The sequence below is a fragment of the Buttiauxella warmboldiae genome (assembly GCF_003818135.1).
Classification (GTDB): Bacteria; Pseudomonadota; Gammaproteobacteria; order Enterobacterales; family Enterobacteriaceae; genus Buttiauxella; species Buttiauxella warmboldiae.
In genome coordinates, this window is the sequence record NZ_RPOH01000083.1 from 1 (window position 1) to 24,318 (window position 24,318).

Annotated in this window: 16 protein-coding genes and 1 tRNA gene; 5 read left to right on the plus strand and 12 right to left on the minus strand. The window is 54.5% G+C overall.

What is annotated here, in order from left to right:
• Window positions 1-47: 47 nt before the first annotated feature.
• Entirely contained in the window at window positions 48-1,232 is a 1,185-nt protein-coding gene (locus EHN07_RS17255) for an aminotransferase-like domain-containing protein (RefSeq protein WP_124025273.1), read from the minus strand.
• Between the two features lie 188 nt (window positions 1,233-1,420).
• On the opposite strand from EHN07_RS17255, the gene xni reads away from it, so the two are divergent.
• Window positions 1,421-2,191, plus strand: coding sequence for a flap endonuclease Xni (gene xni / locus EHN07_RS17260; RefSeq protein ID WP_124025274.1), 771 nt, complete (start codon window positions 1,421-1,423; stop codon window positions 2,189-2,191).
• 88 nt (window positions 2,192-2,279) lie between these two features.
• Here xni and rlmM read toward each other — a convergent pair whose 3' ends face one another.
• From rlmM to EHN07_RS17280, 4 genes are all read right to left on the minus strand, one after another.
• On the minus strand, window positions 2,280-3,380 hold the full coding sequence (gene rlmM / locus EHN07_RS17265) for a 23S rRNA (cytidine(2498)-2'-O)-methyltransferase RlmM (protein ID WP_124025275.1): 1,101 nt from the start codon (window positions 3,378-3,380) through the stop codon (window positions 2,280-2,282).
• Window positions 3,373-3,768 (minus strand): DUF423 domain-containing protein, encoded by a 396-nt coding sequence (locus EHN07_RS17270; RefSeq protein ID WP_034498032.1) that lies wholly within the window; start codon window positions 3,766-3,768, stop codon window positions 3,373-3,375. Before EHN07_RS17270 ends, rlmM begins: the two co-directional genes overlap by 8 nt.
• Before the next feature lie 50 nt (window positions 3,769-3,818).
• Window positions 3,819-4,736 carry a glycine cleavage system transcriptional regulator GcvA gene (gene gcvA, locus EHN07_RS17275; protein ID WP_124025276.1) on the minus strand — a complete coding sequence of 306 codons (918 nt, stop codon included), beginning with the start codon at window positions 4,734-4,736 and terminating at the stop codon, window positions 3,819-3,821.
• A 343-nt stretch (window positions 4,737-5,079) separates the two neighbouring features.
• Window positions 5,080-5,307: a YgdI/YgdR family lipoprotein gene (locus tag EHN07_RS17280; RefSeq protein ID WP_124025277.1), complete on the minus strand. Its 228-nt coding sequence runs from the start codon at window positions 5,305-5,307 to the stop codon at window positions 5,080-5,082.
• A gap of 193 nt (window positions 5,308-5,500) precedes the next feature.
• Between EHN07_RS17280 and csdA the strand changes: the two genes are divergently transcribed.
• Window positions 5,501-6,706, plus strand: a complete 1,206-nt coding sequence (gene csdA / locus EHN07_RS17285; protein WP_124025278.1) for a cysteine desulfurase CsdA — start codon at window positions 5,501-5,503, stop codon at window positions 6,704-6,706.
• A complete protein-coding gene (gene csdE, locus EHN07_RS17290; RefSeq protein WP_124025279.1) occupies window positions 6,707-7,147 on the plus strand; it encodes a cysteine desulfurase sulfur acceptor subunit CsdE in 441 nt (146 codons plus the stop codon).
• Here the strand turns inward: csdE and tcdA are convergent.
• Both tcdA and mltA read right to left on the minus strand, forming a co-directional pair.
• Window positions 7,138-7,947, minus strand: coding sequence for a tRNA cyclic N6-threonylcarbamoyladenosine(37) synthase TcdA (gene tcdA / locus EHN07_RS17295; RefSeq protein WP_124025280.1), 810 nt, complete (start codon window positions 7,945-7,947; stop codon window positions 7,138-7,140). The genes csdE and tcdA overlap by 10 nt on opposite strands.
• A gap of 83 nt (window positions 7,948-8,030) precedes the next feature.
• A complete protein-coding gene (gene mltA, locus EHN07_RS17300) occupies window positions 8,031-9,131 on the minus strand; it encodes a murein transglycosylase A (RefSeq protein ID WP_124025281.1) in 1,101 nt (366 codons plus the stop codon).
• Window positions 9,132-9,338: 207 nt separating this feature from the next.
• Here mltA and EHN07_RS17305 point away from each other — a divergent pair.
• A tRNA-Met gene (locus tag EHN07_RS17305) sits at window positions 9,339-9,415 on the plus strand.
• Window positions 9,416-9,506: 91 nt separating this feature from the next.
• On the opposite strand, the gene amiC is transcribed toward EHN07_RS17305, so the two are convergent.
• Complete coding sequence (amiC, locus tag EHN07_RS17310; RefSeq protein ID WP_124025282.1) at window positions 9,507-10,763, minus strand: N-acetylmuramoyl-L-alanine amidase AmiC; 1,257 nt, start codon at window positions 10,761-10,763, stop codon at window positions 9,507-9,509.
• A 234-nt stretch (window positions 10,764-10,997) separates the two neighbouring features.
• On the opposite strand from amiC, the gene argA reads away from it, so the two are divergent.
• Window positions 10,998-12,329, plus strand: a complete 1,332-nt coding sequence (argA, locus tag EHN07_RS17315) for an amino-acid N-acetyltransferase (protein ID WP_124025287.1) — start codon at window positions 10,998-11,000, stop codon at window positions 12,327-12,329.
• Between the two features lie 23 nt (window positions 12,330-12,352).
• Here argA and recD read toward each other — a convergent pair whose 3' ends face one another.
• From recD to recC, 4 genes are all read right to left on the minus strand, one after another.
• A complete protein-coding gene (gene recD / locus EHN07_RS17320; protein ID WP_124025283.1) occupies window positions 12,353-14,188 on the minus strand; it encodes an exodeoxyribonuclease V subunit alpha in 1,836 nt (611 codons plus the stop codon).
• Entirely contained in the window at window positions 14,185-17,727 is a 3,543-nt protein-coding gene (gene recB / locus EHN07_RS17325; RefSeq protein ID WP_124025284.1) for an exodeoxyribonuclease V subunit beta, read from the minus strand. Before recB ends, recD begins: the two co-directional genes overlap by 4 nt.
• Before the next feature lie 36 nt (window positions 17,728-17,763).
• Window positions 17,764-20,649 (minus strand): pitrilysin, encoded by a 2,886-nt coding sequence (ptrA, locus tag EHN07_RS17330; protein ID WP_124025285.1) that lies wholly within the window; start codon window positions 20,647-20,649, stop codon window positions 17,764-17,766.
• 154 nt (window positions 20,650-20,803) lie between these two features.
• Entirely contained in the window at window positions 20,804-24,178 is a 3,375-nt protein-coding gene (gene recC, locus EHN07_RS17335; RefSeq protein WP_124025286.1) for an exodeoxyribonuclease V subunit gamma, read from the minus strand.
• Window positions 24,179-24,318 lie beyond the last annotated feature (140 nt).

Below are 24,318 nucleotides of genomic sequence, written 5' to 3' on the forward strand. Positions count from 1 at the left end.
GGTTTGTCATCAGTCTGAAATGGAGCCGAATGGCTCCATTTCTTATTTTACAAAGCCGCTTTTAGCCGCTGTACCGCATCATAAAGCTGCTCTTCTGTCGCCGTTGCGTAAGAGAAGCGCAGCGTTTTCTTATCCGCGTTATCGCTAAAGAAAAACTCACCCGGCACGTATACCACGCCTTTTTCCAGCGTCTGCTGCAACCAACGGGTGGTATCGAATTGGTAGCGGAAAGCAGCCCATAAGAACATCCCGCCCTGCGGCTGGTTAAAGGTAATGTGTTCCCCTAATTCCTGCTGCAAATGCTTCGACAAACTCAGGCATTTCTTCTTATAGGCTTCACGAATCAGCTCAATCTGCGGATTCAGGCGCTCAAGGGTGAGATACGCCGACACCAGAGATTGGGTAAATGAGTTGGCATGCAAATCCGTAGCTTGCTTAATGATAGCCACTTTTTGCTTCATCCACTCCGGCAGAACAATCCAGCCCACGCGCAGGCCCGGAGCCAGAATTTTAGAAAACGTTGAGGTATAAACCACGTTTTCCTGACTGCCGCGTTCGGTCGCCACCTGCAGCAGGGTTTTCTCGCGCGCTTCAGTAAAGCTAATTGCGCCATACGGGTCATCTTCAACAATCACGAAGTGATGTTCTTCCGCCAGTTTGATCAGTTTTTCACGGCGGCTGGCGCTTAATGTCGCGCCGCTTGGGTTACCAAAAGTCGGCACAATATAAACGCCTTTAATCCGCGTCGTTTTGAGTAATGCCTCCAGTTCATCGACGATCATACCGTGCTCGTCGCTGCCGACTGATTTCACCTGCGCTTCATTGAGGCTAAGGATTTGCAGCGTAGCAAGATAAGTTGGACGCTCAACCACAAACACGTCGCCCGGGTTCACCAGCGCACGCATGAGTAAATCCAACGCCTGTTGTGAACCGGAAGTGATTAACAAGCGATCGTCGGTGGTGCTAATACCACGTTCCTGACACAGGCCAACCAATTGCTGACGCAGTTGCTGGTTACCCTCTGTCAAACCGTACTGAAAGGCATCGTTAAAATTCTCAGCGACCACCTTTTGTGTCGCTATTCCCAGCCCTTCGGTATCGAACAGTTCACTGGAAGGAATGCCGCCGGCAAGGGAGATCACACCAGGCATCTTGCTGTGCTTCAATAATTCTCTGATCGCGGAGGGTTGTAGGGCCTGAATACGGTGTGCGAGGTACGAGCTATGACTCATGAAGTTATCTCTGATTTTTCTGGTTATTTAAAATATACATAGCAATCGAATGAGTTAGCAATGCCTTTTCAGATCAAATAAGTACGCCTTTTTTATGCGAACCGCTTTCCTGATTACAGCAGCCGGGTTCGCGGCCACCCTACAGAAATGGTAGGGTATGCAAAGCCAATGTCGAAAGCGAAATATCTATGATGATTCATTTACTTATCGTTGATGCCCTGAACCTGATACGCCGCATTCATGCGGTGCAGGGCTCCCCTTGCGTGGAGGCTTGCCTGCACGCGCTTGATGCGCTGATAACCCATAGTCAGCCCACGCATGCCGTTGCCGTATTTGACGACGAAGACCGGCGCGAAGGCTGGCGACATCAGGCGTTGCCAGACTATAAAGCGGGGCGTGCGCCAATGCCTGAGAGCCTGCAGCAAGAAATGCCGGCCTTGAGAGAGGCGTTCGCAAAAAGAGGCGTCGCCTGTTGGCATTCTGCGGGAAATGAAGCGGATGACCTTGCCGCGACATTAGCGGTAAAAATCGCGGCCAGCGGGCACCGCGCAACCATTGTTTCTACCGATAAAGGTTTCTGCCAGCTGCTGGCACCGAACATTCAAATCCGCGACTATTTTCAGAAACGCTGGCTGGATGCGCCATTTATTGCGCAGGAATACGGTGTGTTGCCTGAGCAATTGGGTGACTTCTGGGGGCTTGCGGGAATCAGCAGCAGTAAAATTTCTGGTGTTCCCGGTATCGGGCCGAAGAGCGCCACGCAGCTTATTAATCAGTTTTCAACGCTTGAAGCGTTGTATCAGCGATTAGAAGAAGTGCCTGAGAAATGGCGTAAGAAGTTAGAGCAGCATCGTGAAAGTGCGTTTATCAGCCGCCAGGTGGCGCAGTTGCAGACGGATTTAGTGCTTGATGGGAATTTACAGCAGTTACGTTTACCAGATGGGATGCCCTCGCCCTAGCCCTCCCCAGGACAGGGAACTGTACGCAGTTTTGCTCTTGTGTTTCTCCCTCTCCCATTGGGAGAGGGCCGGAGTGAGGGTGATTAAATTAACGCTCGTCGCGACGGCCGCCAACGGCTGCCCACATACGGCGCACGTGCACCGTCACTTCTTCGCGATCGTGGTATAGCTGGCGCGCCTGAATTTCCGCACTGATACCATGCTCTGCCAGTTTTTCATGAATCAATGCCAGGTTTTGCGACACTTCTTCATAGCGCTTCTTCATTGGCAACTTCAGGTTGAAAATCGTTTCGCGGCACCAGCCGTTCACTAACCACGTAGCCATCAGACTTGCCACTTTTGCCGGTTTCTCAACCATGTCGCACACCATCCAGGAGATGTTGTTGCGGGTTGGCTTATATTTAAAACCATCTTCCTGCAGCCAGGTCACTTGCCCGGTGTCCATCAGGCTCTGTGCCATCGGGCCGTTATCAACGGAGCAAACCCACATATTGCGTTGCGTTAATTGGTAAGTCCAACCGCCAGGGCAGGCTCCCAGATCAACGGCATGCATCCCGTTCGCCAGACGCTCATCCCACTCATCCGCCGGAATAAAAGTATGGAATGCTTCTTCCAGTTTCAGGGTTGAACGGCTTGGCGCTTCAGCAGGCAATTTCAGTCGCTGGATGCCCATATAGAAAGGCGAGTTATTCGTGGTGTAGGAATAACCGGTGTAGCAGCAGCCGGGGGCGATAAAGAACACATGCACCACCGGGCGTTTCGGCGTTTCGTAATTGGTGAGGATCCCGGCTTCGCGCAGGCTTGCACGCAGCGGCACCGTCAGCTTACGGCAGAATTTCATCAGCTCTTTGCTTTCGTTGGTGTCGGCCACTTCAACACGCAGATCGCCGCCTTTCTCAACCACCCCCGTCAGCATTCCGGTGATGGGCGTAATACGATCCTCCGGTGGAAGATCCTTGAGTAATTCGCCGGCAACGATCATTTGACGCGCAAAGATCAGCTCGCGGAATGGCAGCTCGCGCGCCAGCTTGTCAGCATCATCTTGCTGATAGCATTCATAAATCACATAGCCGCTGTTTTCTTTCACGCGCGCAAAACCAAACACGCCGCGCTGGCCCGCTTTATCGGTGATCTCTGCCGCACACTCTTTCTCAAAACCCTGTCGGCAGTACAAAATAACTTTATTCATGGCTTACGCCCCTACGTTTCAGGCGCATTGCACCAATCAACATCAAGATCCAACCGGCGAGAAAACTAAACCCGCCGACCGGAGTAACAAACGCCCACAGGCGTAAGTGTGACAGCGCCAGACAATAAAGACTGCCGCTGAATAAAACGGTGCCAAGCGCCATAAAAACGCTGCTCCAGTAAAACCAAATGCTGACCCGACGCTGCATAGCAACCGCCAGGCCAAAAATCGCTAAGGTGTGAAACGCCTGATATTCAAGGCCGGTTTGGATCCAGCCCATCTCCACAACGCCAAGCGTTTTGCTCAAAACGTGCGCCCCAAAGGCCCCGAGAGCAACAAAGATAAAACCGCTAATCGCGGTAAAAATCAGCATAAAACGGCTGGTCATGGTGTCACCCTAAAGTAAAGGCGTAGCGGCGTGGCTACGCGATGGTTTGCTTATCGATCGTAGCGAAAACGAAATTTTTCTTGTTCGCTTGCCGCTTTCGCCAGAATCCACTGCCTGAAGGCCGCTATTTTACCCAGTTCTGCCTGGCTGTCATGACAAACCAGATAAAATGCATTTTTACTCACCAGCACATCATTAAAAGGACAAACTAAACGCCCCGCTTCAATTTCGGATTGCGCCATCACATTATTGGCCAGCGCAATACCCTGCCCATGGATTGCGGCCTGCAGCACCATTGCGCTATGGCTGAAGATAGGCCCTTGCTGCACATTAATATGGCTGACGCCTAGCTGCCGGGTGTAAGTTTGCCAGTCACGGCGAGAGGCATCATGCAGCAAAGTATGATGGGCCAAATCTTCCGGGGTTTTAATCGGCCTGTCGCCCGTTAACAGCATGGGCGAACAGACCGGCAGTAAATATTCGGCGTACAGTTTTTCCACCCGCAGGCCCGGCCAGTTGCCGCGTCCGTAAAAAATCGCCACGTCGACGTCATCGGCAAGTTTATCTTCCTGGCGATCCACCGCCTGGATGCGAACGTCGATTCCCGGATAAGCTGTATTAAAACTGGTAAGGCGGGGCACCAGCCAGTGAATGGCAAAACTTGGCAGCAAACTAACCGTTAACGCCCCTTTAGCGCTACGCGCCTGGAGCTTGCGCGTCGCTTCGGTCAGCTGCGAAAAGATCTCTTTGATGTCCAGATAGTAACTCTGCCCCTCCTCCGTCAGCAGTAAAGAGCGGTTGCGGCGGCGGAACAGCTTCAGGCCAAGAAAGTCCTCCAGCGACTTAATCTGGTGGCTGACGGCGGCCTGTGTTACGAACAATTCTTCCGCCGCTTTAGTAAAACTCAGGTGACGAGCGGCGGCGTCAAAGACACGTAAGGCATTTAAAGGGGGCAAACGCTTGGACATAGTTGATTGGCTTAAATGTTAAAGTCTATTAACAAACAGGTGAACTTAGTTAACCTATTAGTTTTTTTTATCTGAGCCATTATAAATTGTCCGTTGAGGATGCACCAGTAAATACCTATAGTGGCGTCACTTCCTGAGTCGGAACGAAAAGTTATCTGAAATGCGTGTTTCGGAGGGCTTTTGGCTTACGGTTGTGATGTTGTGTTGTTGTGTTTGCAATTGGTCTGGCATTCCAGACCCCGGTAGCTAAGCTACCCCTTTTTCACTTCCTGTACATTTACCCTGTCTGTCCATAGTGATTAATGTAGCACCGCAAATTGCGGTGCTTTTTTTTGCCTGCCATTTACTGATTCAACTCAACCATCTCTTTGACGTCGGTACGGTTAATCTGCTGTTTATTGCCATTAGCATCTTTGTACTGAATCATCCCTGTCTCCTCATCGGTTTGCGGCTTGCCATCCGCCACGATAGTACGCCCATCATTGGTATGCATGACATAGTTCGGGCTGGAACATGCTGAAAGACCAAAAGCCATTACACCTACCAGTACTGCTGCGGCTGCCTTATTCATATTCTTCTCCTTAGTAGCGTTTAATGCTGATTTATACTGAAAAATTACCAGGGTGAAAGATTCACCTAACACTTATCAGCATAACCCTCTTTTGCGAGCCTGCCAGGTTAAGCAGACAATTCCGAGAGTTACAGATCCCTTGTGCGATTAAGACAAATGCGCCACGATCGCCCCATTGGATACGAGGAAAATCATGAAGACATTTAATCCTGCCCATTTTCGCAGCCAGTTTCCGGCGCTGGCTGATGCCGGAGTCTATCTCGACAGCGCCGCCACCACGCTGAAACCTTGCGCCGTGATTGAAGCGACACAGCAGTTTTATAGCCTGAGCGCCGGTAATGTTCACCGCAGCCAGTTTGCCGCAGCGCAGCGCCTTACTGAGCGTTATGAAGCGGCTCGTGATAGCGTAGCGGCGCTGATTAATGCACCGTCCGGCAAAGAGATTGTCTGGACGCGCGGCACCACCGAAGCGATTAACCTGGTCGCGCAGTGTTATGCCCGCCCGCGCCTGCAGCCCGGGGATGAAATTATCGTCAGCGAAGCAGAACATCATGCCAACTTCGTGCCGTGGCTGATGGTTGCGGAGCAAACCGGTGCCAGGGTTATCAAACTGCCGCTGGGTAAAGATCGCCTCGCCGATTTAAGCCAACTCCCTGAGCGACTCAACTCGCGCAGTAAAATCCTGGCGTTAGGCCAGATGTCTAACGTCACCGGCGGCTGCCCGGATCTGGCAAAAGCGATTACGCTTGCTCATGCCTCAGGTGCGGTGGTGATGGTCGATGGCGCGCAAGGTGCGGTGCATTGCCCGCCGGATGTACAAGCGCTGGATATCGATTTTTACGCCTTCTCCGCGCATAAGCTATACGGCCCAACCGGCATTGGCGCGCTATATGGCAAAAGCGAGCTGCTGGAAGAAATGTCTCCGTGGCTGGGCGGCGGGAAGATGATTACCCACGTCTCGTTTGAAGGCTTCAAAACACAGCCGGTGCCGTATCGCTTTGAAGCGGGTACGCCAAATGTGGCGGGCGTCATTGGCCTGAGCGCGGCTCTCGAATGGCTGGCAACGGTGGATTTGCAGGAAGCAGAACGCTATAGCCGTGGCCTTGCCACCCTCGCCGAAGCTGAACTGGCAAAGCGCCCGGGCTTTCGCAGTTTCCGCTGCCAGGATTCGAGCCTGCTGGCGTTTGATTTCGCCGGTATTCACCATAACGATATGGTCACATTACTGGCTGAAGCAGGTATTTCGCTGCGCGCCGGGCAGCATTGCGCCCAACCGTTACTCGCAGCGTTGGGCGTCAGCGGCACATTGCGCGCCTCGTTTGCCCCGTATAATACACAAAGCGATGTCGAGGCCCTGGTTAAGGCTATCGACAACGCGCTGGAGATTTTGGGGGATTAGATGACAAGTGAATTTTTAACCGGCCACCCTTTTGGCACCTCGATCACCGCCGATAGCCTGCGAGTCACGTTCGCGCCGTTGCAGCAGTGGGAAGATAAATACCGCCAGCTGATTATGCTGGGGAAACAGCTTCCGGCGCTGCCCGCTGATTTAAAGCGCGAAGAGATTGAAATTACCGGCTGTGAAAACCGCGTCTGGCTGGGTCATTCCCTGCAGATGAATGGCACCCTGCATTTCTATGGCGACAGCGAAGGGCGAATCGTTCGGGGGTTGCTGGCGGTGTTGCTTACCGCCATCGAAGGGAAAACGGCTGAGCGGTTAATCAATGAAGATCCGCTCGCGTTGTTTGATGATTTAGGGCTGCGCAATCAATTAAGCGCATCACGCAGCAGCGGGCTTGCGGCATTAGCGCAAGCCGTGCGCGTTGCGGCTCAGGCCTGAGTTCGCGCCGCTTTCGCCATCATTTTCTTTAACACATGGGACACCGCAACAAAGCCAAAGCTTGCGGTGACCATGGTTGCCGCACCAAATCCAGAGGCGCAATCCATGCGTTTCGGGCCGTCAGCCGTGCTTTTCATCGCACACACCGAGCCGTCAGCCTGCGGGTAAACCAGCGCTTCGGTGGAAAACACGCAGTCGATCCCAAGTTTACCTTTACTGCTCTTCACCACGCCAAAATCGCTTTTTAGCCTTTCACGCAGTTTTGCTGCCAGCGGATCCTGAATGGTTTTCGCCAGATCGCTGACCTGAATTTGTGTGGGATCGATTTGCCCACCCGCGCCTCCCGTGGTGACTAACGGGATCTTATTACGGCGGCAGTATGCGATCAGCGCAGCCTTCGGGCGCACGCTGTCGATGGCATCAATGACATAACTAAACCCTTGATTGAGCAACTGCGCGCTGTTTTCCGCCGTAATAAAGTCGTCCACGACCGTAACGCAGCATTGCGGGTTTATTTCACGGATACGCGCCGCCATCACTTCCGTTTTGGCCTGCCCGACGGTATCGCGCAACGCGTGTATCTGGCGATTGGTATTGGTAACGCATACATCGTCCATGTCGATAAGCGTAATCGCCCCAATACCGGTGCGCGCCAGCGCTTCAGCGGCCCATGAACCCACGCCGCCAATGCCAATCACGCAAATATGCGCATCGGCAAACAGTTGCAGCGCATCGCGACCATATAAACGAGCGGTGCCGCCAAAGCGTTGCAGCCAGGCCTCGGTCAAAACAACAGACATTAAGTTATCCTCGGAAAAATCTTTGCGGGTATGCCAGCAGCTCGTGGTGACGGGCTGATTATACAGCCCGTCAGTGGGAACGCTTAACCCGTGAAAACGCTATTGCCGGTGCCCGGCGCGTTTTTCAGCACCCAGACGCGGCCATAGTGGTTGTACCAGCCCGCGCGGTGGCCGGCATCAGGCCCAATTCCCTGGTAGATATCGAAGTGCTGCCCTTTAATTGCCCCGCCAACATCAAGCGCAACCATCACCCGCAGCTCATATTGCCCGCTAAATTTACCGTTATTATCAAGCAATGGCACTTCCGCAAGAATTGTGGTGCCGGCCGGGATAATTGAACGGTCTGACGCCACTGACGCGCGGCCAATTAATGGCACCGCGCTCGCTCCTTTCACCGGCGCAAAACTTGCGGGTTTAAAGAAGACGAAGGAGGGGTTCTGCTCAAGCAGTTCCTGCACTTGCGCCTGGCTGTGGGTTTCACCCCAGTGGCGAATCGCCTGCATCGACATCTCTTCTTTCTTCACTTCGCCGCGATCGATAAGCACTTTGCCAATGCTGCGGTATGCGTGACCATTTTTGCCCGCATAGCCGAAGAAGGTTAATGGCTGACCGTCGCCAAAATCGATATAGCCGCTGCCCTGCACATCCATAATGAAGTTATCCATTAAGGAGTTGCTGTAGGCCAGAATGTAGCTGTCGTTTAACCCACCGCGGTAGATCTCAGCGCGGGACGGTAAGCGTCCACGTTTTGGCGGCATACGGTAAATGGGATACTGGAACTCGCCCTGGCGGGTGTGGCGCGCCTGCACCACTGGCGTGTAGTAGCCGGTAAACTGCACGTTGCCGTAATTGTCTGCCCCTTCCATCTGCCAGGCATCAATGCCGTACTGGCTCAGCTTGCTGGTATCGCCACCGGCACGCAGCCACTGCTGCACGGCACCGTAGACATCGCTCTTGCTATTATAGAGGCGAGGAGAGGCAGAGCGAATTTGATTAACCTGCTCGGCAAAGTCACCGCCGTTAATCGGTGCTCCTACCGCATCCGGACGGTTTACCAGGGAAAAGGGCTGGCTAAACTTCCCGTCTTTATATTGCTGACCTTGATCTGTCGGTTTTGAGGAACAGCCCGCCAGAATGGCCATCACTACCCCTGTTACAATGTATCTGGTCCAACGTCCTATCATGACTTCCTCACCCGGTTATGCCGCTTTATGCCACGCGAAGATAGCAAACACGCTGCAAGATTTAAACGTGTTGCGCCGCGTGCGCCCCGGATGCGCTGGTTATTTGACCTTAAATTAAATTATTATCAGTCAGATGAGACAAATCGGCTCTTTTTTAAAAAAAAGGTTGCATCAAAAGCCGAGCAGAGTATAGTGCGCTTCCACGGACGCGGGGTGGAGCAGCCTGGTAGCTCGTCGGGCTCATAACCCGAAGGTCGTCAGTTCAAATCTGGCCCCCGCAACCAACATTTAAACACCTTAACGGGTGTTTTTTTGTATCTGAAATCCGCATGATGGGATGGATGCCGCTCAGACGGCTAATCCCCCCCAACAAAATCACCCGCGTCGCGCAAGTCTCGCACTATCGGAAAAATACGCCTTGATGCCCGCCAGAATTGACTCGGCCACTTCCTGCTGGAATGTCGCCGTGCGCAGCTTGCGCTCTTCCTCAACGTTGCTCAGAAACGCGGTTTCTACCAGAATCGAAGGGATATCCGGGGCTTTGAGCACCGCAAACCCTGCCTGATCGACGCTGTTCTTATGCAGTTTGTTCACTTTCCCCAACCGGGTCAGCACTTCTTTACCGAATTTCAGGCTGTCGTTGATGGTCAGCGACTGCACCATATCGAATATCGTATGGTCAAGATACCTGTCGCCGCTTTTGCTCACCCCACCAATTAAGTCGGCGGCGTTCTGCGTTTGGGCCAGGAATTTAGCGGCGGTGCTGGTCGCACCTTTGGTGGAAAGCGCAAAGACCGAAGAGCCGCGTGCCGCCCCGGAAGTAAACGCATCCGCATGGATAGAAACAAACAGATCGGCCCGCTGCTTCTGCGCCTTCGCTACCCTGACTTTTAACGGGATAAACACATCCTCGTTGCGGGTCATATAGGCTTTCATGTTCGCTTCTTTATCAATCAGCGCCTTCAGACGGCGGGAGATTTGCAGCACGATGTCTTTTTCACGCGTCTTATTCGGCCCAATCGCGCCGGGATCTTCCCCGCCGTGGCCGGGATCAAGCATGATGACAATCGGCCTGTCGCGCCCGGCTTTGCCCGGCTGCGGCCCCTGCTCTGGCGAAGGGGGCTTATCTTTATCGAGCTTGCCGTTGTTGTAATCTTCCAGCAGCGCCAGCAGCGGATCCTGCTCGCTGTTCATATTGGCCGGATAGAGATCCATCACCAGGCGCTCTTTAAATTCGGCAACCGGCGCCAGCGCAAACAGATGCGGCGTAACGTTCTGCTTGAGTTCAAACACCATACGCACGGTTTGTGGATCAAACTGCCCGACACGCGCAGATTTGATAAAAGGATCGTCAGCGCGGATCTGGCCGCCAATGCCTTTTAAAACTGAATTTAAATTCACACCTTCGATATCGACCACTAACCGATCCGGGTTGCTCAGCGTGAACTGCTTATAGTTAAGCTCTCTGTTCGATTCCAGCGTGACGCGGGTGTAAGACGAAGCGGGCCAGACGCGCACCGCCACGACCAGACTTGAGGCTGCAAAGCCCACCTGGCTGACACTCAGTAGCCACATAGCGCCTGCTCCCTGCAGCAGACGGCGCCGGGTTATTAATGGACTGGAATCTGGCATAGCTCTCCTGAGCGCTGTATTTCCGTGAGTCAAATTGGCAGTTTTATTTTTTGAGCCGAAAACTTTACCCAAACGGGCTGGGGCTGTCACCCTTTAAAGGGTAAACATTCGCAATCAGGCCGCTGGCAGCTGCAATGCAGAAATATACGCCTGGGGGTAATTGCTGCTTGCGCCCGGGACAATAAAAGAATAAAAATACATAAATTACGAATAATCATGCAAAGAGGTCTTGCCGTGGTGAAGGAGCGTAGAACCGAACTGGTCCAGGGATTCCGCCATTCTGTTCCCTATATCAATGCCCATCGGGGAAAAACGTTTGTCATTATGCTTGGCGGCGAAGCCATTGAACACGAGAACTTTTCCAGTATCGTGAACGATATTGGGCTGCTGCACAGCCTGGGGATCCGCCTGGTGGTAGTCTACGGCGCGCGTCCACAGATTGATGCTAATCTGGCTTCGCATAATCATGAGCCTATCTATCATAAACACACGCGCGTCACCGATGCCAAAACGCTGGAACTGGTCAAACAGGCCGCCGGTTTATTGCAGTTGGATATTACCGCACGGCTGTCGATGAGCCTCGGCAACACGCCGTTGCAAGGTGCGCACATCAATGTCGTTAGCGGTAACTTTATTATCGCGCAGCCGCTCGGCGTGGATGATGGCGTGGATTACTGCCACAGCGGGCGCGTACGCCGTATCGATGAAGAGGCGATTCACCGCCAGCTGGATAACGGCGCGATTGTGCTGATGGGGCCGGTGGCGGTTTCGGTCACCGGTGAAAGCTTCAACCTCACCTCCGAAGAGATTGCCACCCAGCTGGCGGTCAAACTGAAAGCGGAAAAGATGATTGGCTTCTGCTCATCGCAAGGCGTCATCGACGATGACGGCAATATCGTCTCTGAGCTGTTCCCTAATGATGCGCAAAAACGCGTTGAGGCGCTGGAAGAGGCCGGAGATTACCACTCCGGTACGGTGCGTTTCTTACGCGGCGCGCTTAAAGCCTGCCGCAGCGGCGTGCGCCGTAGCCATTTAATCAGCTATCAGGAGGATGGCGCGCTATTGCAGGAGCTGTTCTCACGCGACGGTATCGGTACGCAAATTGTTATGGAGAGCGCGGAGCAAATCCGCCGCGCCACCATTAATGATATCGGCGGCATTCTGGAGCTGATTCGCCCGCTGGAGCAGCAGGGCATTCTGGTGCGTCGCTCCCGCGAGCAGCTGGAAATGGAGATCGACAAGTTCACCATTATTCAGCGCGATAATCTGACCATCGCCTGTGCGGCGCTTTATCCATTCCAGGAAGAAGGGATTGGTGAAATGGCCTGCGTGGCGGTTCATCCGGATTACCGCAGTTCATCACGCGGTGAAGTATTGCTGCAACGTATTGCCACGCAAGCGCGGCAAATGGGGTTAAGCAAGTTGTTCGTGCTGACGACCCGCAGCATTCACTGGTTCCAGGAGCGCGGCTTTATGCCGGTGGATGTCGAACTGCTGCCGGAAAGCAAAAAAGAGATGTACAACTATCAGCGTCGTTCAAAAGTGTTGATGGCAGATTTAGCGTAACGGACAGGCTAGCCCGAGCAGGGCTAGCGAAAACTCTCCATCAGTCCGCTGCGTCGTTCCGTCCTCGTCACAATCGCCTTTTCCAGTACCCGATCGTCGGCATACAGCGATAGCTTGTGGCGCGCACGGGTAATCGCGGTGTAGACCAGCTCACGCGTCACCACTGCGGTATATTGATTGGGCAGGACCAGCGCTGCGTGATCAAATTCCGATCCCTGTGATTTATGTACGGTCATCGCCCAGGCGGTGTCATGAGCCGGTAAGCGGCTCGGCTGCACGGATTTGATCGTACCATCCGGCATCGGGAACCAGACGCGCAGCCCCTCGCCTTTATCGAGCGCGATACCGATATCGCCGTTAAATAATCCCAGCGAGCTATCGTTACGGGAAATCATAATTGGGCGGCCGTTATACCAGCGCGAAGCGGCCTGCTGGGGTCGCTCTATCAGCCGTTTTTGCAGCAAAGCCTGTTCGATGCGGGTGTTCAGGCCGCTGACGCCGAACGGCCCATCGCGCAATGCGCACAACAGCTGGTAGCGGGCAAAAGCTTCAAGGACCGCGGCAGGCTCCGCGTGCGCACCTATTAGCTCCAGATAGGGTCGATACCCTTCCACCACCCCGGCAATCATCAGCGCATAATCTTCTGCCTCACGCAGCGTCTGCTTTGTGATATCGCCAAAACCCTTAGCAAACACCGCTCTGGCCTGCGGCACATCGCTGGCATTGATGGCAAATGCCAGCTGCCCGATTCCCGACTGGCTATCAAAACGGTAGCTTTTTTGCAGCAGGCAAAGCCCAGCGCGCAGCGCGCCTGCCTTATTGCCTGACCCGGAAGGCAATGAATAGCCCGTCAACCGGCTCAGCTCAGCCGAGCGCTCCGGCAGATAGCCATCCGTGACATAGTGGCAAATATCCCCAAGCACCGCCCCCGCCTCCACCGAGGCCAGCTGATCGCGATCGCCCAGGAAAATGATGCGTGCATGCGCGGGTAAAGCCGCGATTAACTTGGCCATCATCGGTAAATCCACCATCGAGGCCTCATCCACCACCAGCACATCAAGATGTAATGGGTTCCCCGCGTGGTAGCGCAAACGCTGGCTGTTTGGCTGCACGCCCAGCAAGCGGTGCAGGGTACAGGCATCATTAGCCAATGCGGCTTTCTGCGCATCATCGAGCGGCAAACGCCGCAGCGCTGAACCCAGCGATTCGGTTAAGCGCGCCGCCGCTTTGCCGGTTGGCGCGGCCAGCTGAATGCGCAACGGTTGGGTATCCGAGAGTTGAACCAGCGCCGCGAGCAGTTTGGCAACCGTGGTGGTTTTACCGGTTCCCGGCCCGCCAGAAATCACTGAAATACGACGGGTCAAAGCGACGACCGCCGCGACTTTTTGCCAGTCCGTTTCGGCGGCTGGCTCAAAAAGCTGATTCAGTACGCTGATAATCCGGGTTTCATCAAGAGAAATGGCCCGGTTTTCTTCGCCAAAAAAGCGCGCCACCGACTGTTCATTGCGCCACATCCGATTGAGATACAGGCGCTCGCCAATAAGCTTCAGCGGCGTTGCGCCGTCATGCTCGCTTACCGCATCAGAGGCAAGCAGCACCTCGCGCCATTCGCCCTCGATCGCCGCCAGGGCAAAGAGTTGTTCGGCCAGTTCAGGCTGGCGCCCGGCAAAACAGAACCCCGGCGTTAAGCGCGTAAGCGGAATGCAGACGTGGCCTTCCCCCGCATCGTGGCTGAGCAACGCGGCCGCCAGCATCACCGCGGGCTGTTGATCGCTGGCAACCATCATGGCAAATTGCGCATCCAGCGCGCGCAATAATTTTTGATCTACCGCACGCTGAAGTAATTCAGACATTTTCATGGCGTGACCTCGCCCATCGGCGCTGAAAACAGGGCGTCCATCCGGGTAATTAACGGCTCTGCAGGACGCGTGGCAAAAATGCCCTGGGAAGACCCGTTGCTCTCTACGCCGCGCAGAAACAGGTAAATCACGCCGCCAAAGTGGCTCTGGTAATCATAATCTGGCATACGGTGGCGCAGATAACGATGCAGAGCCAGGGTATACAACTGATATTGCAGATCGTAACGGTGAGATTGCATCGCTGCCGCCATTGCCTGCTGCGTATAAGCACTGCTGTCTTCTCCCAGCCAGTTCGACTTGTAATCCAGCAGGTAGTAACGCCCCTGCCAGCGGAACACCAGGTCGATAAAACCTTTTAGCATGCCACGCACCTGCCTGAAGTTTAACGGCGGGCAGCCTGCGGATAACGGATCGTACTCACGCACCAGGTTATCCAGCTGCGCGGCCTGTAAATCAGTTTCAATGGGTAGATAGAACTCCAGTTCCACCTGCTTTTCCTGGGGGGGTAACCGGTTGAGCGACACGCCCGTCTCATTCAACGGCGCCTGCAAAATAGTCTGCAACCACCCGCTGACAACCGGCTGCCACTGCTCAGCAAACCCTTGCTCTGTGAGCTGCTTAGCAAGCCACGCCTCATCCACCGGCTGCGTAAAATCGATGCCTTCGAACAGGCTGTGTAAAAAGGTGCCCGGCCCCGCCCCGCGAGGGAAGCTGTGTGGCGTAAGTAATGGCTCACTTTGTACGGCGACGCCACCTGCGGCATCGACGTCCAGGCGCGGCAATAAATCCAGCGCCTGGCTGCTGCCGTGCTGCTGCAAAGCGGAGTAGCTGGTGACACGCCAGTTATCAGCAACCTGCCTTTTCATCACTCTGGCGCGCAGTTCAGGGAGCGTAGAACTCTCGGGCTGCCACGGCGTGTTATCGACAGGTCGAGGTTCTTCAATACTCATCGATTCGCTCGCCAGCGCCTGTAAGCAAGCCCGTAGTCCCGCGGCATCTTGCGCTTCACCTTTTTGCACAAGATAACCCAGCGCGCCGCGATGCAGGTCGCTGGCCCCTTTTTTGGCACGATTGCCTTTAAACAGCGGGGCGACACCGAGGCTGCAATGCCAGACAGAACGCGTCAGGGCGACGTACAACAGGCGTAAATCTTCTGCCAGACGCTCCTCTTCCGCGAGGCTCAGGCTCTCTTCGTCATCGCTTAAATCCAGCAGCGGCGAGAATGTGCTGCGGTCATGGTACAAGCCGCTGTTTTGCGCACGATAGTTGGCGATAAACGGCAGCCAGACCAGCGGATATTCAAGCCCTTTCGCTTTATGGATGGTGACAACCTGCACCAGGTGCCTGTCACTTTCGAGGCGTAGCTGCTGGCTGGATGCGTTGCTGTCAGGTTCAGCCACCTGCTGCGCCAGCCAGCGCACCAACGCATGTTCGCTGTCGGTTTGCGCCGCCTCTTGCTGCAGCAATTCGCTGATGTGCAAAATATCGGTCAGACGCCGTTCGCCACCCGGGGTGGCCAGCAGGTTTTCAGCAATCTGGCGGCGCGCGATAAGCGCTCGTAACATCGGCATCACGCCACGGCGCAGCCAAATCTGCCGGTACTCCGCAAACTCTTCCACCAGCCGATCCCAGGCCTGTTCATCGTCGTTAAGCGCCTCAATCATGCGGGCATCCAGGCCTAACAGGCTGGTGGCGACCGCGCAGCGCAGCGCGGTTTCGATTTCTGGCGCGAGCACCGCCTGCAAAACCCAGAGAATTTCACGCGCTTCCGGTGTGGCAAACACCGAGTCGCGGTTTGACAGATAAACCGAGGGAATATTCAGCACGCCCAGCGCTTCACGCACAATCGCGGCCTCCGCGCGGCTACGCACCAGAATCGTAATATCAGATGAGCGCACCGGGCGCGACTCTTCACCGTTCCACAGTAATGCCTCGCCGCGCTGCCCGGCGCTCAGCCAGTCGCGAATCTGCTGCGCGCACTGCATTGCCATGGTTTGTTGGTAATCACTTACGCCACAGCCCTCACCTGATTGCACCCACAATGACATCGCCGCCTGGTTTTTCCCTTTCAGGGTAAAACGCAGCCCGCTGTTCTTCGCTGCCGCCTGCACCGCAAGAAAGGGGATCTGCTGGAATAAGAAAGGGTTATCCAGTTGCTGAAACAGGGTGTTTACGCAATCAATCATCGCAGGCGACGAGCGCCAGTTAGTGTCGAGCGTGTAGTGGGCACTTACCTCATGACGCGCTTTCATGTAGGTGAAAATATCGGCCCCACGGAATGCGTAAATAGCCTGTTTGGGATCGCCAATAAGCAACAGCGCCGTATCAGGCTGGTTGATGTATAAGCGCCGGAAAATGCGATATTGCTGCGGGTCCGTATCCTGGAATTCATCGATCATCGCCGCCGGGAAGCGGCCACGGATGGCGGCAGCCAGCGCATCGCCCCCCGGCTTGTGCAGCGCTTCGTCGAGGCGGGTCAGCATATCGTCAAAGCCGAGTTCACCACGGCGGCGTTTTTCCTGCTGTACGGTATAGCGGATTTCCGCCATCGCGCGGGCAATGACTAAATCACGCAGCGTCAGCGGCTCGCCCAGGAGCTCGTTAATCGCCCGGAAAACAGCATGCTGCGGCGGCTGGCCCTCTTTAGTTTTCTCATCGAGCATCGACTGAGAAAAGCGCTCAAGCTGTTCCGGCAATTTATAGGTTGTGGTCTGCGTCTGCGCCCAGTTGCCGACAATATTCAGCCAGTTGGGTAAATTTTTACTGCTGTAGCTGCGGCGATCGATTTTCGCCACGCTGAGGAGTTGCGCGATGTCATCCGCGCAGGCACGCCATTGCGCTTTGACATTTTCAATCGCGCTGATAATTTTCTGATGCCGTGCCAGCAGCGTTTCATCATCAAGAGGCGGCCGTTTGAGAACCGGTTGTTCCCCTTGCAGCCAGCTGTTGATATCCCTGAGCAGCTCTTCCGGCCCTGCCCACTCTTCTGCCATAACCTGAGCGATCGGCTTCGGCAGCGGGTAACAGTGGCGACGCCAGAAATCAGCGCAGGCGTGGCGGCGCAGGAGCGATTCATCTTCAATGAGCTGCTGTTCGAACAGCATGCCCGATTCAAAAGCATTCAGGCTGAGCATGCGCTGGCAAAAGCCGTGGATGGTGAAAATCGCCGCTTCGTCCATCTGCTGTTCGGCAAGATGCAAAACTCGGGCGGCCTGATGGCGGTCGGGAATTTCCGCCAGCAGGCTCTGGAACAAGGGGTTATCAGTGCGGTTACGCACACAGGCGATACGCAATTGATGAATATTGGTGCGAATACGGCCGCGGAGCTCTTCCGTTGCCGCCTGCGTAAAGGTGACCACCAGCAACTCTTCGACCGCAAGCGGCCTGGGGTGAGCATTTCCCCCCCCCAGGCCCAGCAGCAGGCGCAAATAGAGTGCCGCGATAGTGAATGTCTTTCCGGTACCGGCAGAGGCTTCAATCAGCCGCTCCCCCGTTAAAGGTAAACTCAGCGGATCAAGAGGCTGCGTGGTTCCGGTCATTAATTACCCTTCGTCTTTCCAGTTGCACAGGTGCTATCACTTAGCATCCACCAGCGGTAATGTTTGCTGCAGGCTGCTGACTTCTTTCCAGGTTTTCCAGCCGTCCGGGGTCGCATAGTCCGCGCTACCGTGATGGCTGCCAGAAACTTGCGACAGCACGGCCATTCCCTGTGGTGCAATCACGGCCTGGTGGAAGAAATCAGCCAGTTTTTGCGGCGTCAGCTGGTTAATTTCGGCGACTACTTTAGCACGCGAATCAAAATTCAGGTTTCCACGATCGAAATCTTTGCTCAGCTGTGAAGCTTCCTGGGATAGCGTCTGCGGTGCCTGCCTGATTTCACTGATGATCCCCTGCTGCATCTGGGCAAATTCCTCAGGGCTCATCTCGCGTAGTTTTTGCTCCGCAATGGGGTAAAACGCTTTAAAGCGCTGATACAAATATGCCGGCTGTTTGTCGTTACTTTGCAGTAAGAAACCAATCCCCCACTGGCGACCAACGGACATCGGGAAAGCAAACACCGCATAGCCCAGCTGTTCCTGGGTCCGTAGCTGGTTGTAGAACCACGGCTGGATAATTTGCCCCAGCATCGAGCTGTAAGCGGTGCTGGCGATCTCATCGAACCCTTTAGGCACATACACCGCCGCCAGCGCGGAGTCGGTGCTGCTACCCGTTTTTTCAAACATCGCTAAATGTTGTTTATCCACCAGCACGTCTTTATTACGGCACCACTCATTCCCTTTGGTGCCCAGCAGGCTTTGCACCGCGTGCGCCAGATTGGTCGCCTGTTCAGCAGAGAGATTACCTAACACTAAAAACTCCGGTTTGGCATCGGTTTTTAACGCCTCCCGGTAATCAAGCACCTCTTTAAGGGTCAACGCTGGCAGCAGCGCACGGCGTTCATCGCGCTGGAAATAAGGCACCTGTGAGATCATTTGCACCGGCATAATCGCCTGGTCGTAAGCTTTGCCTTTCTCCGCTGAATCCATCATTTGCGCATACCAGGACTTCGCCTGATCCAACTGTTCCTGAGTCGGCGTGTAGGAGAAGTAGCCCTGTAACAGCGCGGTAAAAAGCTGGGGTAAACGCTGCGTATAGCCATTGGCATTGACCATCAGGCCGCTGTTCGCGTTGGTTGAGAAGCCTATCCCACCAATGGAGGCCTGGTTGCTTAACTCATCAAGCGCAATTCCCGCCAGGTAGTCATTGAGGGCGAATAGCACCTGGTTCTTTGCGCTGTCCATCGCCTGGGGATTACGCAGCACCAGGGTGACGTCAGCCTTAGGCTCGCTGGCAAAATAGCGGCTTGGCATATACAACACGCGTAAACCCGGCTCTTGCACCAGCAGCTCAGGGTGAGCGTAGGTTTTCTCCGGCTTGATCAGGGTGAAGTCATCCGGAATGTACGGGTTGAGCTGCGGCAACTCCAGCTTGATGGCTGCGGATTTTTGCTGCCAGGCGTCAAAGCGTTGAGGGGTGATTTTATCGACCTGATAAGGCGCATCGACAAAATAGGCGGTCTTATTGTGCGGCTCTTGCGGGCTGATATACCAGATGCGGGCATTTTGCGGCGTCATCATCTCCAGCCGCGATTTTATTGCTACCGGATCATAACGATCGGCAATATTCACCGCATCGAGCGTATGGGCAACGGGCACCCGCAGCATGGTATCGGCTAACCATTCGACATAGTCCATATCGCGGGTGATCGACGGGTAGCGAAAATCGAGATCGAGAACGTGGGCAAGCTCATCAAAATAGCTTTTATCCACGCCGTTTTCGCGCAGTTTATCCAGATAGCTGAAAACCGCCGCAACCACCTCATCACGCCGTACCAGGCCTTTGTCAGTCAGCGATACCGAGATAGCAAATACCCCGCTGTTACCATTGACTAACGGATCGGAATCGGCGCGAATGCTGTCCGCCAGCCCCTGTTTTTGCAGCCAGTCTGAGAGCGTATTGTGGCTGCGGTTGCCAATCAGGTAGCCAATTAACTCATCGGTTTTGCTGCGGAATTTATCGCTATTGTTATCGATGCGGAACTCTACACGCACCACTTTGCGCGGCAATGCCGGAACATAATGTATGACGATCCCTTTTTGCGCATCGGTCACTACCGGCACATCAATTACCGGGCGTTCGATGTTTTTATTCGGCACTCGCCCATAGGTTTCTACAGCCATTTTTGCCAGTTCAGGCAAAGGCTTATTGCTGTAAATAACCGCCTTCATCAGGTTCGCGGAGTAGTATTTGTCACGGAAAGCCACCAGCGCATCCAGCAGTTTGCTGCCGGGCTTATCGCGCAGGGTTTCCAGGTTACCGCCAGAAAAACGTGATCCGGGGTGCGCCGGGTTGATGGTTTCGGCACTGACTTGCGCCATACGCATCCCGTCACGGGCGCGCGCCAACGTCAGTTCTGCGTTTACCGCATTACGTTCACGTTCAGCGTACTCTGGAGCGAGATTCGGCTCAGCGATAGCATCAGACAGGCGATCGACCGCGCCTTCCAGCGCCTCATTTTCTACTTCGAGATAATACGCGGTGCGATAGGTTGCGGTGCTGGCGTTGTGGCTGCCACCGTGCTTTTTGAGAAACTCTGACAGGCTATCCGGCTGCGGATACTTCTTAGACCCCATCAGCGTCATATGTTCAAGATAGTGAGCAAGGCCGAGATGGTCGTCAGGATCTTCTAACGATCCCACAGGCACCACCAGCGCCGACAAAGATTTTACGGCCTGCGGATCGGAGACCAGCAGCACCGTCAACCCATTATCCAGGCGCACAGCCTGATACTGACGATTGTCTTTCTCACTTTTACGGATAGTTTCCTGGATGGGTTGCCAACCCGTGCCTGCCTGAGTGAAGGGGACCCAAAGAGCGACTAACAGGAAAAACAATTTAAACCAGGTGCTGCAGTTAGGCATTAACGAACCTCATTCACTAACTTACTCATCATTAACAACTTTTAAAACAATCTGTCATTGTCGTTGTTTCTTTTTTCGCCAGTCCTGAGCAAGCTGCGCATCATAGATGAACCTGCCGGATTGTGCAATTTTTATACTATTTTTTAAGCGTTTTTTAAGGTCTATTAAAACGATAAAGCGGCAATAAATAGCATTCTGCCTCTTTTATAATCGCTTCGTAGTAGTCAGGTTCAAGGGTTCGATACAGACGCTGCAGCCAGATATCGGCCCCCTCGCCTTCGACCCGCTGATTTCCTTCCCAGGCCGCCAGTAGCTTGCTTTTGGCTTTCTGCTGCGTTTGCTCATCCCATAAAATGGCATCATTCGCCGGTTCGTAACAGGCTTTTATCCATGCCCCGCCGCTGACGGGTAATAATAACAGCGGCTGCGTCAATCCTCTCCGATAGCCCTCAATTAGCTGCTGGAGATAGCCTGTTGCCTGTGCCACCTCCAGCGCGGGGAATTTCCACTCCGTCGCATCACGGCCATACAGGCGGCTTTCCCCCCCGCCGCCCATCGCACACCAGACGAGATGTTCAATCCAGAGCTGCAGACCATGGGCCGTATTGAGAATCGATGGTCGCCAGCGCAGCAAACCATCAGGCTGCACATCCGACAACCAACCTTCGAGGCGGGTTCCGTCTATCCGCACAGAGACTTCCTGGCTAGTGCCGTTTTGCCGCTCGGCTCGCACTTTTTGCGCCAGTTCTTCCATTTCTGTTAACTGGTTGTCCCATAAAATCTCACCGAACGCTCCATACGGCAAAGTGCCCGCTGCCCGGTAGCGACGGAATAATTGCTGGGCGTCGCCTTCCTGAACCAGCGTATTCAGCAACTCCTGATTCATCCGGAAGCGTTCGAGGCTATCTAATGTGAAGGGTTCTGCGTCTGGCAAGTCCGTCTCTTCAAGCCGGAAGTGAATGCCTAAACGCATCTGGAAAAAAGCGCGCACCGGATGACGCCAGAAACGCTGTAGTTGCTCAAGCGTGATGACTGCATCCGCTTTTTCCTGCAATGGCTGAATAAATGGCGCCTGAGCCTGCCCCCGTTCACTGGCGGCAGGCAGCCATTCGCTGGCATAGCTCTGCTCCTCCGCGCCCGGAATAAAATTACCGGCTTCAAAAGGCGTGCGGTAATGCTGCTCAACCAGATGTTTCCTTACCCGCTCGCTGCTTTCATCGCAGCTCCGTTCCGTATCCCCGGGCAGGCAGTGGCTCCGGGCGATGTAGTCCAGAAGCTCATCGACTAATACCGAAGGATAGCGCGGGCTGTTGTCCTGAACGGAGCGCCCGATATAGCTGATATAAAAATGCCTCTGCGCTGAGTTGAGTGCTTCAAGGAACAGGTAACGGTCATCGTCACGGCGGCTGCGGTCACCGCGCTGTGGTTTCTGGCTCATTAAATCAAACCCGAGCGGAGCCAGGGTGCGCGGATAAACCCCATCATTCATGCCGAGTAAGCAGACCGCTTTGAACGGGATAGAACGCATCGGCATCAGGGTACAGAAGTTTATCGGCCCGGCGAGGAAGCGCTGGCTGATGCGCTCCCGATCGAGACGCTGTGCCAGTGCGTCACGTAATAAGATCAGCGGGATATTTTCTTGATAACCTGACTCCAGGCCATATTTAACGATCTCTTGCCACTGCTGTTCAATCAGCGCCAGCGCACCTTCGGTTTCCGCATCGGGCAGGAAGAAACTGGCCAGCATTTCGCGGCACACGCTGCTCCACTCCACTAGCGGGCGCGCGACAGAAAGCGCTATGCGCCAGCGGTTGAGCTGCATCAATAAATCCGCCAGTTGCCCGACAAGCTCGGCAATCAACCCGCTCGATTCATCATACGGCAGGATGGACTGCCATTCACCCGCCTGGCTGTCCATGGCATAACCCAGCAGCATACGCGTTAGGCCAAAGCGCCAGGTATGCTGGCCGGTGGCAGGAAGATCCAGCTCGCGCACATTGTCATCATCGATTCCCCAGCGAATCCCTGACTCATTGACCCACAGGCGCAAATAGCGTAACCCCTCTTCGTTAATTGAAAAGCGAGCAGCCAGCGCGGGAACTTCAAGCAGCGCCAGCACATCCTGAGCGGCGAAGCGGCTGTCGGGAAGTGAGAGCAGCGAGATAAAGGCCTGCAGTGCCGGGTGAGCCTGCCGCGCCCGGCGGTCGGAAATGGCGAACGGCAAACGGCGATCGCCTGCGGCATTGCCAAATACCGCCTGGATAAACGGGCTGTAGCTGTCGATATCTGCCACCATCACAATGATGTCCCTAGGCGTCAGCTCCGGGTCAGCATCCAGCATCGCCAGCAGCCTGTCGTGCAGCACCTCGACTTCGCGCTGGGGGCTGTGGCACTCATGGAATGTCACCGAACGATCGTCAGGGGCAAGAAGGCGTTTCTGATGGCTATGCTCAAACTCTTCTGGCGTTAACCCGGTGACGGCGTTGTTCTGCAGCTCCAGTAAGTCATGCTGCACGTTACGCAGTACGTTGTCGGGTTCAATATCGACAAATACGTCAATCTCTTCAAAATGTTGCAGCTCTGCTAGCAGGAAGGTGTAGTCGCGCCCCAGTTTTCCCCAGGAGGCCAGCAGCGGGTTACCAATGTCCTGTTCGCCGTCAGCGTTAAACAGTGTTGAGGCGGTATCGCACTCTTTGAACAGCGGATGCGAAATATCATCCCGGGCGTGGCTGCGCCGACGTCGGCTGATTAAGCGCGCAAGGGAAGCGGGATCTTTAATATCACCCCAGTAATAGCGGCAAGGGTTGGTAAATAGCAGATGCACATCAATGTGCTTACCCAGCGCCTGTAACGCCTGTAAGTAAACGGGCGGCAATGCTGAAATGCCACAAATAAAGACGCGGGCGGGCAGGCCCGCCGGGCGCTCGCTGCTTGCTTCCAGAGTATCAATAAACCGTTGGTAGAGATTGGCGCGGTGCCACTCAGGCTGGCCAAGCTGTTGCGTATGGCGCACCAACGCCGCCCATAAAGGTGCCTGCCACGCCTGAGCCTCCCCCACATTGTCGACCAGTTCGCCCTTTTCCCACTGGCTTAACCAGCCGGGGCGATAAACCAGGTATTGGTCATAGAGGTCCGCAATTCTTGTGGCTAACTGAGAGAGCTTACGGCCATTTTCATCCTGCTCCAGATACTGGCTGAGCAGGGTAAATTCAGGTTGATCCAGCATCGTCGGGATGAGCGTCATTAATTTCCAGCTCATGCTTTGCTTGTTGAACGCGCTTTGCTCAGGGATGCCTGGTAACACACGCACAAACATATCCCAGATAAAGCTCGCCGGAAGCGGGAAGCTAATATTCGCTGCGATCCCAAATTTTTGCGCCAGCGTCATTTGCAGCCATTGCGCCATACCGGTGCTTTGTACTAATACCACTTCGGGCTGGAAAGGGTCCGGCAACGGCTGCCTTTCCACAATAAATTCCATAATGGCTTCCAGCACATCCAGCCGGTTGGAATGGTAAACACGCAGCATAGAATCACGACTCCCAGACTAATGACAAACCCCATGTTTTTCGCAACACGCACATAGAGCATCAATAAAAAATAAGGAAAATCAATTTATTGATTTTCGGCCGATCGCCACAAGGAAGGGAAAACCACGCTTTTTCCTTG